Here is a 15011-nt window from a genome sequence, read left to right as displayed (position 1 = left end):
CCTCAAGTCACGTATAACTTGAGGTGTTTTTTATTAATTGATTAAATTAAGAATATTCCAAAATTTATTTCCTCCCCAAATTATCTTTTTATTTCTTTAACACTTCTTATTTGTTATTTAAGTCACTAAATTTATAGTTAGTTGATTTTACGGTGTTTTTTGTTTTTTATATTAAATTATAAAAAATGATACATAAGTAACATTTTTGCTTCTCTTAACTAACTCTTTTTATGTATAGAAAATAAAAAACCAATTTATAAAAAACTTTAGTAAAAAATTAAAATAAATTGAAAAAGTGTCGATAAGAGTACATTACGCCCTATTGGGCTTACTTTATCTTGTTAGTTGAGAAATTCGATGCAGAAACTTCGTAACATTACTATTCGTCTGATGATGATAATCATACTGGGGGCTTTATGTGTGTTATTTGGCAGTGTGAGTCTTTATAGCGCATGGTCACTATCACAAATATCTGAAGGCAATCGGGCTGATAATCAAATAATAAAGCAAATGGCCGCACTCAGTCAGGGAAATGACCAATACTTTCGTTTTACTTCGCGGCTTAATCGTTTGGTTGAACAAAAAGCAGAGGGTAAAGAAGTTGACTTTGCACAAGCACAAATCGCAATGGAGAACATGGAAAAACAGATTGAATATATGAAATCTGTTTCTCCGGGGCCGATGGATGCAAAAGTATCAAAAGAGCTAATGGATGTATGGCAAACGCTTTTTGAGCAAGGAGTAAAAAAGCAAATGGAGTTAGCGCTCAATGGCACTATTGAGCAATATGAACACCATGCAAAAAATGTAACGCCTACGTTGAGCCGTGAATTGGGTAATGTGAGTGAAAACTTTAATAATGCCGCAAATATAAAAATTGATAGAACCATTGCAGAAGTGGATGAGCTTATCGAAGTGACACAAATCGTTATTATCATTAGCGCTATTTTAGGAGGAATTATTCTGATCCTAACTGATCGTTATTTAGTGTCAATGTTACAAAAACCACTCGAAAGTATTCGCCAACATTTTGTGAAAATTACAGAAGGTGATTTGAGTCAGCCACTCGAGCCTTTTGGTAATAACTGTGCTGGGCGATTAATACCATTATTGAATGGAATGCAAAATAGTTTACATGAGGCAGTAAGCACTATCCGTCAGGGAAGTGACAGTATTTATCGAGGTGCATCTGAAATTGCCAAAGGGAATAATGATTTGGCGTCTCGTACTGAAGAACAAGCGACGGCACTAGAGCAAACAGCCGCAAGTATGGAAGAAATCACAGCTGCCGTTAACCAAAATATGGAACATGCTTATCAAGCGAGAGAATTGGCTGAAGTCGCATCAATGACTGTTGAAAAAGGTAATGAATTAGCTGAATTAGTTGTAACAACAATGGATGGGATCTCTGACAGTTCAAGTAAAATAGCAGATATCATCACTGTCATTAATAACATTGCATTTCAAACAAATATACTGGCTTTAAATGCGTCAGTTGAAGCTGCAAGAGCAGGAGCTCATGGGCGAGGATTTATGGTTGTCGCTAATGAAGTGCGCAATTTAGCTGGAGATAGCGCAAAAGCCGCTAAAGAGATTGAAGTCCTTATTGCTGATTCCACAACGCGTGTAAGAAAAGGTGCCAGTTTAGTGAGTGATATGGAAAAAACAATGGAAGATATTTTGACTGGAGTAAAGCAGGTCACTTCAATAATGAAAGAAATCACTATTGCATCAGAGGAACAAAGTAAAGGAATTGGTCAAGTGAGTGTAGCAATTACTCAAATGGATGGCGTAACACAACAGAATGCCTCTTTGGTTGAACAGGTCTCAGCAGCTGCCATTTCGTTAGAAAGACAGACCGAAGAACTACAATTATCAGTAAAAAAATTCAATCTAGTGCATCATTAATATCAAAATACGTCCATAAATCATGTGTCTAAGGTGGTAAGTTTTTACTCGTTAGGCGCATAGATGAAATAAACAAAGGTATATATATTATTCTATATTTATTCAATATTGATAAGATAATTACTCAATCAGCTAACCAATCAGTCATTGATGAAGTATCAATATGATGATAATTTTTCTCAATCCATCTGAAAGTTAAAAAAATTTTATAAAATAGGCTATTTATAAGGAATTAATTCATTTATTTTATTTTTAATAAATTACAGAATATTTTCTATTTTGTTTTTTATAATCAATCAATCATTGATTACGTTATCTTTAAGATGATTTTAATTTTTAAAGGCGCTAATATAATTTACCTCAAAATAAATAATAATAAAAAGAGGTGTATGGATGATATAGCGCCAACTTTTTAGATCATTTTTTTTATATATTGTTCTGTCTTGGTTATAACATCTTTGTATTGAGGATGATTGATATAGGCATCATTGACGGTTTTGTTTATATCTTGAATTGCGATTTCTTTTTGTTTGTCTGTTAAAGTCAATAACAATGCCTTTAATACTACTTTTAATGCTGCAATTTCATACTCTATATTGATAACTTTTTTTTCCATATGACCCTCAAAAACAATGCTATATTACTGTATGATTAATTATTTTTTATATTAATTAATTGTTTAAGTAAAACCAAGGAAAAAATAAATCAGTCAAAAAGAACAAGAGTTTTGTGATGTTTTTGCTGAAAAATAAAATTAGGAATATTTGAGCTAGGGAGCAATAAGTTAATAAATTTCACTTAATGCTATATTAACAGGAAGAAATTAAAGCATATTCTATTTAACAAAATAAGTAGGATGCAATATGCACCCTATAATATTTTGGGAAATATAAATTTGAATAACTCTCTTTACTAAGCTTGAGTGAGTTTTTTTACATATTGCTCTGTTAAGTTAATAACTTCATTAAGCTGAGGATATCGATTTGATGTATCTTCAATTACAATAGATATATTGCCGAGCATATCTCTTCGTTGTTTATCACTTAGCGTGGAAAGTAAAGATTTGATAACAATTTTCAGTGCCGCAATTTCACACTCAATTTCTTTTAAATTTTTATCCATGGTTTACCTGCCAGTATTTAATGGATGAGTAATATAGGTAATTTTTTTGTTTATCACAATTATGGAAGCATATTATTTAGAGATGTATCGCACATTATGCCTAATATTCTAATCTAATATAAATTATTAGAAATAATTATCAAATTCTAAATTCCACCAATAAATATCGATAGAAGTTTATTGATATTTTCGAACTTTGATGTGACTGAGCGATGTGGTGTATTTTGATCTTGTCTCTGTTTTTATTTAAACTACTTTACTTTTGCTTATATAGTAAGCATTTTCATTATAATTGTAATGTGCGTCTTTTCAGGATGGTCTAAATTAGTCTTGATGTGTTGTTTAATATTAAAATGAGGTGGTTATATTATTCAGTAAATATTAAAACTTCTATCAGTGGTGATTTATTCATAGATGAGAAATAGAACACTTTATTTTTTTTAATGGTCAAAAAATGAAAATAAAAAGAGCCATGTATTAAAAACAAAGCTCTTTTTAGTGGTATTGATTATTGATTATTTTGTTTTACAAAAGCGACATAAGCATCAACCCAATTTTGCATAAAATGTGCTGTTTTTTCAGAAAATTCTCCATCTTCAACCATCCCATCATACCACTTCAGATAACACTCAGGCTGATTTAAGGTCGGCATATTTAAGAAAGATAACGAGTTACGTAGATGCTGTTGTGCTATAGCTGTACTAATATTACCGGTTGAAACACCGATAATACCCGCAGGAATTTTATCCCAAGCATTCATTCCATAGGGGCGAGATGCTTGATCAAGCGCATTTTTGAGGACACCAGGAATAGAACGATTATATTCTGGTGTGACAAAGATAATGCCTTGGCACTCTTTTATGTGTTGCTTGAAACTGATAACAACAGAAGGTGTATTATTGTCATCATCTTGATTATAGAGAGGAAGATTACCGATATCGATAAATTCGTGACTAAACTCTTTAGGAAATAACTTAACTAATGCATTTGCTGTTTGTTTATTATACGAATCTTTTCTTAAACTTCCGACAACAATACCTATTTTAAAATGATTCATTTTAGTTCTCCTATATTGAAGGATAGAAAAAATATCAGTGACAATATCTGATATTCATTTCTTGATTTTATCTTAGTCGTTAAAGAACGATAACAAAATATAAGCTTAATTTTCACACGTAAATGGTGTAAATAAATGATAAAATTAGTATTATTATTTTTATTATTATCTGGTATTATTTTACTGAAATAAAAAATAACCAGTTTATATGACAACATTTTTACTAAATAAATCCGATATTCAAAAAATGACATCTTTAGTGTGATGTAGGTAGTGTTTTGAGAAAAAATAAATGAAATGATAGGAGCACTCATTGCAACCTTGAGTGTTAGCCTATTTATTTAGTATGCAGTAGGTAATAGAAAATTATAATAAAATGGCTTAAAATGCGACAACTCATATGCTCTTATTTAAGTCTGATCGGGATTAAGGAAAAATGATGTCCTTATTACAAAATAAAAAGAATGTCCTTGCTGTATTTATAACAACCAGCATTCTCGCTTTGTCTGGGTGTGTTTGGTCAGATCAAACACGTCCAGTTGAGACGCCAGCACAGGCGCAAGCTCCAGCAACACAGCCCGTTGCTGTGACTCAGCCAGTAGCAACAGCACAACCGATTTCTATGACACCTACAGCAGGGGCTGTTGACAGTGGCGTAGATGCAAGAAAATTAGGATTAGCACCACAAAGCGCTTGTATTAAACAACTTGATTCTCTAAAAACTTTTTCTCCATCGGACTATCAATCCATGATGAGTTCATTTAAAGAAATTAGTGAAATTAATGCGATGTACCGTAGTGTTCAAGGTACTGCAAGTAAAGATAGCTTAGATTTACTAAAAATGAGTATTGAATCAAAAACAGAAGTTTTGTGTGCAAAAGTTCGCTATCTGTCGATTATGTCAGTTAATTCGACATTGAAAAAACTAGGTGAATAATTACTATGAAATTAAAGCAGAGTGTTTGTCTCGCTTTTATGCTGTTTCCAACACTGTCGTTTGCCAATAATGAGTTTAATTCTGTTATTGAAGATTTTGATCGTTATTTTGAAACGCAAGAGCCAATTAAAATTGAGCCTAAAACATCTGCTACAATTTCATCGTCAACGAGAACTGGTCAGGCTAATCGTGGAGTAAACCGTACAACAACGGTATCTCAACAAAACAAGCCAGAGCAACGAGTTAAGCCTTCTACACCAGCAGAAATAGATAATCAGGTTGTCGAGCCTGTAAAGACACCTGATATCACGCTGGCTGAAAATTGCCCAGTCTTACCTTCAGATTATTCTAAATTTAAGAGTGATAATACTCGTTATTTGACCCCATTACTCTCATTTGTTCCGATTAAACCTCAGTTTACACCCGAAGATCTTAATCGATATCAGTATAGAAATAATGCGACGGTCTATAATCCATTAGCGCTTTATTCGAAAGAAAGCTATTCAAAACCTCAACAAAATCAAAATTTATTATTAGATATTATTCCAGGCACATTTTATTCTGTGACTGCAATTCCTTTCCATTTTGTATATCAATTTAATCGCTCTGTGCTCGATCATAAACAACCTCTTTTTAATAAAACGTTGTTGAATCGTTTAGCCGACACAAGAAATAAATATCAAACTCTGTATCAGAAATATACAGAGCAAACACTAGCGTTAAAGGAACATTTAGAAAAACTTCAAAATGCGAATAACCAAATTAAGCAATTGGAACTATCGCTGGCTGAAACAGAAGAAAAATTAGCGACTGCAAATAACTTACTCAATGATGATACATTGAAACAAGCTGTTGCCAAGCTACAAACAGACCTGAAAGAAACAAAAGAAGAACGTGATTTATTAATTAAGCAATTAGCCGATAAAGAAAACGTGTTAAGTGCAACAACTGCAAAAAACACAGAGCTAGCAAAACAACAACAAGATTTCGAAAAACAATCAGAAACACTTAAAAATTTAGAAGTGAAGTTTACTCAACTTGAGCAAGAAAAAGAGCAATTACAATCTCAGTATTTGCAGGCTCAAGCGCTACTAAAAGATGATAGTGCTAAAAAAGAAATTGATAAGTTACAAAAGTTACTTGAGAGTACGAAAGCCGAACAAGAAAAACTATTAAGTCAATTAAATGAAAAACAAACATTATTGACTAAAATCGAGCAAGAAAAAGAAAATGTCCAAGCTCAATATGTACAAGCTGAACAATTACTCCAAGGTAGTCGTGAACAAAAAGAACAAGAATTAGCCAAGCTAGAAGCTGTAAAAAATAAAGAAATAATAGCATTAGAAAAGTCGTTATCGACAATAACCAATGAACAAACTAATTTGGCCAAGCAACTGGCTGATGTACAGAGCCAATTAGCAACCATTAAAAAAGAAAAAGAAGATATTCAATCTCAGTTTGTGCAGGCACAATCTTTATTAAAAGATAATACTGCGAAAAAAGAGATAGAGAAACTACAAAGTACATTATTGAAAATCACATCAGAACGTGAAGATTTATCTAAAGAGCTTGCATTAAAAGTAGCAGATGCAGAAAAACAACAAGATGCTAATAACAAACTTGTTGATGAACAACGTCAAGAGATAGCACAATTAAAAACACAAGTTGAAAAGAATAACCAAGAACAAACTCAACTTAATAACTCACTTTTAGCTGTTCAACAGCAAAAAGAGCAGGCTGATGAAAAGCTGAAAGCTATACCAGAATTAAAATTACAATTAGAGAGTAAAATAACAGAATTAGCTGACCTGAAAAAAAACTTATCTGCAGGTGAAAAAGCGGTTGATAATTTAATTACAGATAAAAATAATTTAATTGCTAAATTAGAAAAAGCACAAAATGAATTGTCAGCTAAATATCAAGCATTAGATACGCAATTTAAAGAAAGTAATATTGCATTAGCACAATTAACAGTGAGTCAAACAGAAAGTGCCAAGGCCTCTGCATTATTGGAAAAGCAGCTTACTGAAAAACAAAATGCTGTTGATAAATTAAGTAATCAATTAGCTGATGTAAAAGCACAATTAGAAAAACAAAATATAGAAAGCACACAGCAAATTAGTGTGTTAAAGCAACAGCAAACAGAAGCAATTGGGCAATCAAAACAGCAAGAAAAGACATTAGCTGACACCCAAAAAGAGATGCTTGATATCACTAAACAGCTTGAAACTCAACGTGCATTAACTCAATCTTTAGAAGAAAAGAGTACGCAATTAAACGAGAAAATTAAGGCAAAAGAAGCTGAATTAGCGAAAGCTAATACTGAGACAAGCAATGTATTAAAAGAAAATAAAACATTGAAAGAGCAGCTTGAGAAAATAGCAGGTGAAGGGCAAATGATCGCAGGGCAACTTGCTTATGCTTATTCAATTATTGGTAAAGATAATGCTCAACGCAATAAGTCTATTCTATCTGAGATTCAAAAACAAAATTATATACAGTATGACGATAATACCTATTTTAAAATTTTAAAACAGGGTAAACCTGTTGATTCAATTGCAGGTAAAACGGTTATATTTACGATGCATGAAGAGTTAACTGACGGGACTGTAACGCTTAATTATGATAAAGCTAAACCACTTACTTTACCTTACCGCCAACTACCATTACCACTGAATACCTTTATTGCTAAAGCTGGTATCAATGGTAAAGCTAAAATTTATATAAAACCAGGTGGTGGCTATGGGAAAAATGGTGTTCCTGGACAAGTACCACCGGAATCAATGTCTATTGTGACAATTGAAGTTTTAGACGTTAAATAAATGATTAAATGATTAAATGATTAAATGATAGTATCAGCTCTTTTTTCTTTAAAAGAAGAGCTGATTTTTATTTATTTCCATAAAAATAGATCATTCTTTAAACAAAGATCCCTTTCTAATAACCAATGTTTTAGTATATGACAATTTTCAGGAGCCTCTGGAATACTATTTAAAATCTCCCATAAAGGTTTTAATAGTTCAGAATTCGGTGTCACATTACGTATATAATCTAATGTATTAGTTATTTCAATATTAAAGACTGGTTCGGTCTCCCAATGTTCTAAGAGTAACTGAATACTTTTTTGTAATAAGTCATTAATGACAATCAATCTAACATTATCTGTACTAAGTTTAATATTGATATCATCTAAAGATAGAAAAGAGTCTTTTATATTTGATAATTGTTTTTTTTCAAATGACTTAATGTTTTCACATTGCTTAATTTGAAGCTCAAGCTCTTTTTTTGTTTCATAAAGGGTGAATAATTGAGGTGTAATATGTTGAGCCCACCAAATAAAAAGTGGTTTTATAATGGCTTGAATTAAGCGCATATGCTCATTGATATTAACGGTTGCTCTTAATGACTGATCCCAATCCATTACAGTAAAAGCAGAATATAACCGCGGTGGATGAAAAGAACGGGAAATCTCAATGATGTCGCGAATATCCTCTTTAGTAATAGCGATAAAGCAATGTTTTTTCCGTAAAAACCAAGTGGATTGTAATAAGCTATCTAAACTTTCACGGCATAGTACGCGAGATAATATTTTTATCTGTTGCTCGTTTATATTGTATTCGTTAGTAATATTTTCATTGATATGCAAAGAAAACTGTAGGTTAAATAGTCTATCTACAGTTTTTTTATCATTGCCAGCCATCATTTTTTTTAGTAATGCTAAGTAGTCATAATAATGAGGTTGGGGAGGGAATTTATGTTCTTTTATCACGATATACAACTCACTCATAAGAATAAATTCTAAGCATTCTAACGATGAATGGCTTTTTTATATTATGATAATCGACCGGATTTTTTATAATTTTAATCTAAGATTTCTCGCTTTGCTCGGTGTCATGTTAAAACGACGATGGTAGCTTTGTGTAAAGTAAGATTGACTTGAAAAACCAGATTCCATTGATATATCAACGATACTCATTTCAGTGGTAAGTAGTAACTGATGTGCATAAATGATCCTTCTTTCACAAATCCATGTTCTTGGGGACGTTCCATAGACATGGTTAAAAAGCTCTTTAAATGTTGTTAATCCCATACCAAATTCACGAGCAAATTGTTTGAGTTTCCAATTTTTTAAGTGATTTTTTTCCATAAACAGTTTTAAACGATCGATTTGGCGGTGACTGAGTTGGCGCAATAATGCCATTAAATCTGAGCCTTGTTCTGTTGAAAGCAAAAGGATTAAAAGTTCTTCAATTCGTAACTGTGTAAATGTTTCAGGGCAAGAGTGAATAGTAATATATTCAAAACCATTACTACAAAACTGTATAAGAGGCGAATTTTGGAAACAGATAAATGCACTCGAAAAATCCTCATCTCTTTCTATTTGACTCAGAATATCATTGTATTTTGATGTGAAATCTCTTAAAAAATCATCAGAGAGAGGTATGTAAATAATCTCTGCTGGTTCTGTAGCGGGTGTTTTTATTGTGTAATTACCTTGCTGTAAAAAAATAATCTGATCTTGATTAACTGTTACTGTATCAGTGCAGTTTTGTAAAATAAGTGTGTTTTTTCGTATTATAAAGAGTGCTTTTTGTTCATTTTCTAGTATTTGATATTGTGGATAAAAATAAGATTTCTTTTGAATCAAGCAATCATATTGGTTTTTATTATCACATTGTATGGTATTCATTTTTCGCCCAAAAAATCATTATATAAGTATCACTGTGTTTTTATAAAAATAAATATAATAGTATTTATAAAAACACTTCTTTATTATTTAAATGCTATTAAAAATAAAAAAAAGAATGTTTTCTTTAATTTGATGTGGTTTTTTTTTAGATATTAGACATTGAATTTCTATTGCTAATTTAAGATAAGGAGCATTGTTGATTTTAAGATGTTATTAATGATTTGCAAAAGAAAATTAAAGATAGAAAAAATTTAATCAGTAACAATAAAGGATGCTAAACATATTTATGTAATAAATAATTTACACTTTATTTTTTTATTATTAAATGTATTGTATAACAAATAGTTGGATTTATTGTTTTTCTTTACAGTGTAAAGAGATAGTAAGTGTATTTAAAATGTAACTATATTCTTTGTTTTTTAATTGTAGTTTATTTGATATCGATTTGTTGCTGTTTTTTTAGATTAATTGAGCGTTTTTTGTGTGTAAGAAAACTTAAGATTAAATTAATTTCATTTATTTTAAATAACGTTCCGTTATTATAACTTGCGTTTTTATAAGTTCTATAAAATGGAAAACAAAAATTTAATAAAAAATAAGTTTGTTCTTATTAAGAAGAGGTAGTTCTTTTTCTCACTGCTTTTCATTTATGCGACTATAGTCTCAGATTTTCAGTAGAAGCAAATAGAGAAGAGCTTGTTAAATTTAAATATTTTTTCTAAATAAAAAGATAAGTATGTACATATGATGTTAATTTGTATTAAAAAATATTTATCTAAAAAAGAGTGATGTTTTTACAAGTTACTTACATTAAATTTGGGTTATTTAAATAAATAGCTTTATAGCTTTATTCTATTTATGCAATTTCTCTTAAGGGACAAATCAATAAACTAAAAGGTAATAATAGCCTTATTACTGGCATCATGCTTAGCGTAAATTTATTAAAATAGTGAATGCATAAGTGTATTTATTGTCAGGGAGGTAGGGTATAGCTAATTATGGAGAATAAGCGGACACTGCGAAATATTATATTTAGTGGGATATGGATAATTTGGACTCTTGCATTAATCGCCTTTTGGCGTTCTAAAATGGCAGGAGAGTTTTTGATTATCTTGATCCTAATTTTTAGCATTATTATTTATTCCATGACTTTGAGGTTAAAAAAAACCGCTATGTTTAGTCGTAAAACTGAAACACCAAAAGTAGCAGAACCTGTTACACCAGTCATAACAGAAGAGAAAAAACCGATGCCAGAGCAGAAACTGTATACTATTATTGCGAAAGGAACGGTATTCCAAGGTGATATTAATGTCGATGGCGATATCCAAATTTGGGGTAAAGTATCAGGAAATATTAATGTCAAAGATGGTGTTATTCGTGTTATGCATGCAGGACAAGTTGAAGGTGAATTAACTGCGCCTGATATTATTATTGATGGTTTTGTTAAAGGCATTTGTGCTGCAAATAATCTAGATATTTTAGAGCATGGTGAGTTACGTGGTACCAGTCGTTGTGGAAGTATGTCTATTAAGCGTGGTGGTATTTTTACAGGGCAATCAGAGCAAGTTGAACATCAAGCTAAATCCGTTGCTCAACAACGAGTGGTTTCAATCAAAGAAAGTGCTAATGTAAATAAAGATAAAGTAACGGCACCTGTAGAAAACCAACTAAAAGAAAATAAAAAATAAGTCTTCTTTTCATTATTTTTTGCTTGTCCTATTTTATCGATATTACCTTAGCTCTGTATAAATAGAGAATAACGATGAATTTAGAGACTCCTAGACTACACTTACGAGAATGGCGTGAAAGTGATAAAGCGCCATTTTTTTATGAAGTTAACTCCTCATCTGAAGTGATGCGTTACTTTCCTTGCACTTTATCTCAATTAGAAAGCGATAAAATGGTTGAGACTATCCGTGAAAAATTTATTCAGCAAAATGGATGGGGAATGTGGGCGGTTGAATTAAAAGAAATCCAAGAATTTATTGGCTTTGTTGGGTTAAATATTCCAGCTGCCTCTTTACCTTTTAGTCCTTGTGTAGAAATTGGCTGGCGTATAGGACAAAAGCATTGGCGTAAGGGATATACTTATGAGGCCGCTTTAGCTGTATTTAAATTTGCTTTTGAAACGATGAAACTAGATGAAGTTGTTGCTTTTACTGCTGTTCCAAACCTTCCGTCTCAAGGTGTGATGCAAAAATTAGGTATGCATCAATTTGATAACTTCTTTCATCCCGCATTAGATAAAACTCACCCTTTAGCGGAACATGTTTTATATCGATTGAATAAATCTGACTTTATTTTTCAGTTGAACGAATAGTACGCTTTTTTTCAGGAAGCGGAGGTACCGGTTTTTTATCATCAATAAGATGACGTATTGCCAAAATTGGATGATAAATCAGCATCCGTGGACCAGCCCAACGCATGATTTGTTTCATGGTTTCTCTTTTTATAGGTTGGTAACAATGGATAGGACACTGCTTACAGGCGGGTTTGTCTTCACCATAGCGACATTTATCTAATCTGTTGTAGGCGTAATCGATTAATTTTTGATAATAATCTGAGTCGGTTTCAGGGTGTGATTTTGCATAAAGAGAAACCATTTTTTGAATGGTTTGTTTCTCACGAGAAATTCTTTTTCCTGACATATCTTTCTCTCTTAGCAATGGTGTATTTATTATGCATCTTATCATTAAGCCTATAGAGACGCTAAAAAATTATTTAATGAACAATGATGAAAAAATTTTAGTAAAAAGGCTTTTCTTTTTTCCTAGAATATAATACTGTATTTATATACAGTTTATTTGCCTTTAAATGGTGAAACCAATGCGTGTGGAAATTTTATTTAATAAACAATCTAAGATAACCGACTCATTATTTCCGCTTTTAGAACACGAACTAAGAAAAAAGATTATTCCAGAATACCCAGATATGCAGTTTCGTATCGCTTTTAGTAGCATGAACTCAATTCAAGTTACAGGCATAAAAGATGAAACTAAGCACGAACATATTATGGAACTTATTCAAAGTGTTTGGGAAGATGATTCTTGGTTACAAACAGATGATGATTAAAGTTCAATAAATAAAGTCCTTACGATTGCCAGAAATAATGGTCTTTTATTTTTTAAAGTTAAAAGCACATTAACTAGAAAAGGAAATCACTGGCAATCGAGTTTTAAATTGTATATTTATCAATGGCGACAAATTTTATTTTCACTTGTCGTAAAACCACCTTCAGCAGGAATAAATTTCCCTTTTTTTTCTAAGAAATCAACTAATTCAGTTGCTGTCATATTTTCAGCTGAACAAGTATGAAATCGAGAGTCATTGCCAAATTGCTGATGAATAGCATCAATAAGTGACGCTTTGGTAAAAGCGGTATCTGAAGAAAGGATCATTTGTAAAACTTCATGACCGTGGATCGATGACATGTTGAACCCCTAAAAAACAAAAGATACATTAATTATGCATCTTTATGGGGTGATATCTTTGCTTTTAATCATAAAAAGCGATGACATCTATCATCGCTTTAAAAAGAACATTATTTTTCACTTCTCTGAAGTATTTTTTGCATTTCATCTTTGAGATGAAGTTTTTCTTTTTTTAGTTTGACCACTTCATCATTATAGCCTGCTCCATTAGGGCCTTCTAATTTTGCAATTTCTTGATTGAGTCGATGATGTTTATCGTAGAGAGCCTGAAAGAGAGGATCACTGTTTCTTAATTGAGAAACAAGGGCTTGTTGATCTGAGAACATATAACCTCCTATGAAAAGAAATTGGGTCTCTATTTCAGTATAATCATAGATTGGATATCTGCATGGTGGAGTATCACAAATTTACATTTCATAAAAAAACATGATTTTTCTTTTTAAAACATTCAGAATTATCCTCTCATAGTGATATTTACTAAGATGTTAGCATTCAAGCACTAAAAATATTAGTATTCAGATAATGAGCAATAAAAACATCTGACTAATTTTATTAACAGCGAAGTGTTCGCTGTAAAAATGGAGAAAGTGATGAACAAAGTAATATTATCTTTAGTAGCAGCTATGTCTTTATCTGCGTGTGCACAAGCTACCGACAGTTTAGATAAAGTTGCGCCTTATCCTAAAGCTCAAGAAAATCAAGTTCGTCATGTTATCGAGTTAGAACAAAAAGATAATGAAGGTAATTACCAAGTTGAGCTAATCGTTGGTAAAGAGCTAAAAGTAGATTGTAATCATCAGTGGTTTGGTGCTGAACTAGATGAAAAGAATTTAGAAGGTTGGGGCTATAGCTATTATGTTGTTAGTGATTTAAATGGCCCAATGTCTACTATGATGGGTTGTGCGGATAACACGAAGAAAGATGCTTTTGTTCAGGCCAATATGGGCTCTGATGCCTTCATTCGTTATAACAGCAAATTACCTATTGTTATTTATGCACCAAAAGACGTTGATGTGAAATACCGTATTTGGTCTGCTGCTGATACTGTCCAAGATTCAGTTAAAAAATAACAGCTAGCTTTATTTAAAACGACCTTAATTTACTAAAAGCCCTTTGTTATTGAAACAAAGGGCTTTGTTATTATTGAAGTGACAGATTAACGGATAACTAAAACTGACATTTTTGCATGACGTACAATAGATGATGCTGTTGAACCTAATAAGTAGGATGAAACATTAGGTCGATGCGAAGCAATCGCAATTAAATCAGCGTCAATGTGGCGGGCATATTCTAAAATTTCATCTTTTGCATTACCAACACCCACATTACATATAATTTGCTCATCAGGAATTTTCGCATCTTTGATCATTTCTTGTAGTGCGACAAAAGCAAGACGAGTGCGTTCTGATGAATCTTTGAATTTTTCAGGAATAGCCGCAAATTCAATACCAAAGAAAAGTTCGGCGTTAGGGATAACGGTGAGGAAGTGGATCTCAGGTTTACCCACCTTTGCAATTTGTTCAATGTGAGCGATCAGTTCCTGAGAAAGTTCATCTTCTAAAATATCAATAGGAACTAGGATTTTCTTATACATTACAAACCTCACTTAGCGTTAGTTTAAAATATTTACTATTATTACATAATAGTGAAAAATAGCTGTGATCTGTGTTTTAAATAAGAGTGAGAATGATTATTTACTGCTTTACATTATAAATCATAAAAAAGTAAATACTGGCTGAAATAATATCAAAAATATAATTAAAATAAGTTATACACCTTAACTTACTGACAGAAAAGCAATTAATAATATCGTCTTAAAAATAAAAAATCTTTACCTTGTTCTCAAAGAGAAAATGCATAAAAGAA

16 protein-coding genes are annotated in these 15011 nt (G+C 31.7%); 7 read left to right on the top strand and 9 right to left on the bottom strand.

Features of this window, described 5'->3' with window-relative positions:
* The first annotated feature begins 357 nt into the window (after positions 1 to 357).
* Complete coding sequence (locus LW139_RS14585) at positions 358 to 1908, top strand: methyl-accepting chemotaxis protein (RefSeq protein WP_247850127.1); 1551 nt, start codon at positions 358 to 360, stop codon at positions 1906 to 1908.
* Between the two features lie 412 nt (positions 1909 to 2320).
* Here the strand turns inward: LW139_RS14585 and LW139_RS14580 are convergent, their stop codons facing one another.
* From LW139_RS14580 to LW139_RS14570, 3 genes are all read right to left on the bottom strand, one after another.
* Positions 2321 to 2524, bottom strand: coding sequence for a hypothetical protein (locus LW139_RS14580; protein WP_166540848.1), 204 nt, complete (start codon positions 2522 to 2524; stop codon positions 2321 to 2323).
* A gap of 296 nt (positions 2525 to 2820) precedes the next feature.
* Positions 2821 to 3030: a sigma-S stabilization anti-adapter protein IraP gene (locus LW139_RS14575; protein WP_072069219.1), complete on the bottom strand. Its 210-nt coding sequence runs from the start codon at positions 3028 to 3030 to the stop codon at positions 2821 to 2823.
* Positions 3031 to 3538: 508 nt separating this feature from the next.
* On the bottom strand, positions 3539 to 4087 hold the full coding sequence (locus LW139_RS14570; RefSeq protein ID WP_166540847.1) for an NADPH-dependent FMN reductase: 549 nt from the start codon (positions 4085 to 4087) through the stop codon (positions 3539 to 3541).
* Positions 4088 to 4526: 439 nt separating this feature from the next.
* On the opposite strand from LW139_RS14570, the gene LW139_RS14565 reads away from it, so the two are divergent.
* Together LW139_RS14565 and LW139_RS14560 are read left to right on the top strand one after the other, a co-directional pair.
* Complete coding sequence (locus LW139_RS14565; RefSeq protein WP_227335827.1) at positions 4527 to 5024, top strand: hypothetical protein; 498 nt, start codon at positions 4527 to 4529, stop codon at positions 5022 to 5024.
* 5 nt (positions 5025 to 5029) lie between these two features.
* A complete protein-coding gene (locus tag LW139_RS14560; protein WP_247850126.1) occupies positions 5030 to 7846 on the top strand; it encodes a sugar transporter in 2817 nt (938 codons plus the stop codon).
* A gap of 71 nt (positions 7847 to 7917) precedes the next feature.
* On the opposite strand, the gene LW139_RS14555 is transcribed toward LW139_RS14560, so the two are convergent.
* Both LW139_RS14555 and LW139_RS14550 read right to left on the bottom strand, forming a co-directional pair.
* Positions 7918 to 8793 carry a T3SS regulon anti-activator ExsD domain-containing protein gene (locus LW139_RS14555; protein ID WP_247850125.1) on the bottom strand — a complete coding sequence of 292 codons (876 nt, stop codon included), beginning with the start codon at positions 8791 to 8793 and terminating at the stop codon, positions 7918 to 7920.
* A gap of 84 nt (positions 8794 to 8877) precedes the next feature.
* Entirely contained in the window at positions 8878 to 9714 is an 837-nt protein-coding gene (locus tag LW139_RS14550; RefSeq protein ID WP_166540843.1) for a helix-turn-helix transcriptional regulator, read from the bottom strand.
* Between the two features lie 1172 nt (positions 9715 to 10886).
* Here LW139_RS14550 and LW139_RS14545 point away from each other — a divergent pair.
* Together LW139_RS14545 and LW139_RS14540 are read left to right on the top strand one after the other, a co-directional pair.
* Entirely contained in the window at positions 10887 to 11402 is a 516-nt protein-coding gene (locus LW139_RS14545) for a bactofilin family protein (protein WP_227335824.1), read from the top strand.
* Between the two features lie 74 nt (positions 11403 to 11476).
* Positions 11477 to 12034 (top strand): GNAT family N-acetyltransferase, encoded by a 558-nt coding sequence (locus LW139_RS14540; RefSeq protein WP_247850124.1) that lies wholly within the window; start codon positions 11477 to 11479, stop codon positions 12032 to 12034.
* Here LW139_RS14540 and LW139_RS14535 read toward each other — a convergent pair.
* Positions 12012 to 12362, bottom strand: a complete 351-nt coding sequence (locus tag LW139_RS14535) for a nitrous oxide-stimulated promoter family protein (RefSeq protein ID WP_247850123.1) — start codon at positions 12360 to 12362, stop codon at positions 12012 to 12014. The two genes, LW139_RS14540 and LW139_RS14535, sit on opposite strands and share 23 nt — an antisense overlap.
* A gap of 178 nt (positions 12363 to 12540) precedes the next feature.
* Here LW139_RS14535 and LW139_RS14530 point away from each other — a divergent pair, with 178 nt between their 5' ends.
* Entirely contained in the window at positions 12541 to 12786 is a 246-nt protein-coding gene (locus tag LW139_RS14530; RefSeq protein WP_162556965.1) for a DinI-like family protein, read from the top strand.
* 119 nt (positions 12787 to 12905) lie between these two features.
* Here the strand turns inward: LW139_RS14530 and LW139_RS14525 are convergent, their stop codons facing one another.
* Together LW139_RS14525 and LW139_RS14520 are read right to left on the bottom strand one after the other, a co-directional pair.
* A complete protein-coding gene (locus tag LW139_RS14525; RefSeq protein ID WP_109407408.1) occupies positions 12906 to 13145 on the bottom strand; it encodes a YecH family metal-binding protein in 240 nt (79 codons plus the stop codon).
* 110 nt (positions 13146 to 13255) lie between these two features.
* Positions 13256 to 13471, bottom strand: coding sequence for a DUF465 domain-containing protein (locus tag LW139_RS14520; RefSeq protein WP_247850122.1), 216 nt, complete (start codon positions 13469 to 13471; stop codon positions 13256 to 13258).
* A 264-nt stretch (positions 13472 to 13735) separates the two neighbouring features.
* On the opposite strand from LW139_RS14520, the gene eco reads away from it, so the two are divergent.
* On the top strand, positions 13736 to 14215 hold the full coding sequence (gene eco / locus LW139_RS14515) for a serine protease inhibitor ecotin (protein ID WP_166540839.1): 480 nt from the start codon (positions 13736 to 13738) through the stop codon (positions 14213 to 14215).
* An 86-nt stretch (positions 14216 to 14301) separates the two neighbouring features.
* On the opposite strand, the gene LW139_RS14510 is transcribed toward eco, so the two are convergent.
* On the bottom strand, positions 14302 to 14739 hold the full coding sequence (locus tag LW139_RS14510) for a universal stress protein (protein ID WP_023581562.1): 438 nt from the start codon (positions 14737 to 14739) through the stop codon (positions 14302 to 14304).
* Between the last annotated feature and the right edge of the window lie 272 nt (positions 14740 to 15011).

Origin of the sequence: Proteus vulgaris, assembly GCF_023100685.1 — a bacterium.
Taxonomy (GTDB): domain Bacteria; phylum Pseudomonadota; class Gammaproteobacteria; order Enterobacterales; family Enterobacteriaceae; genus Proteus.
This window is presented reverse-complemented; position numbering and strand designations above follow the sequence as displayed.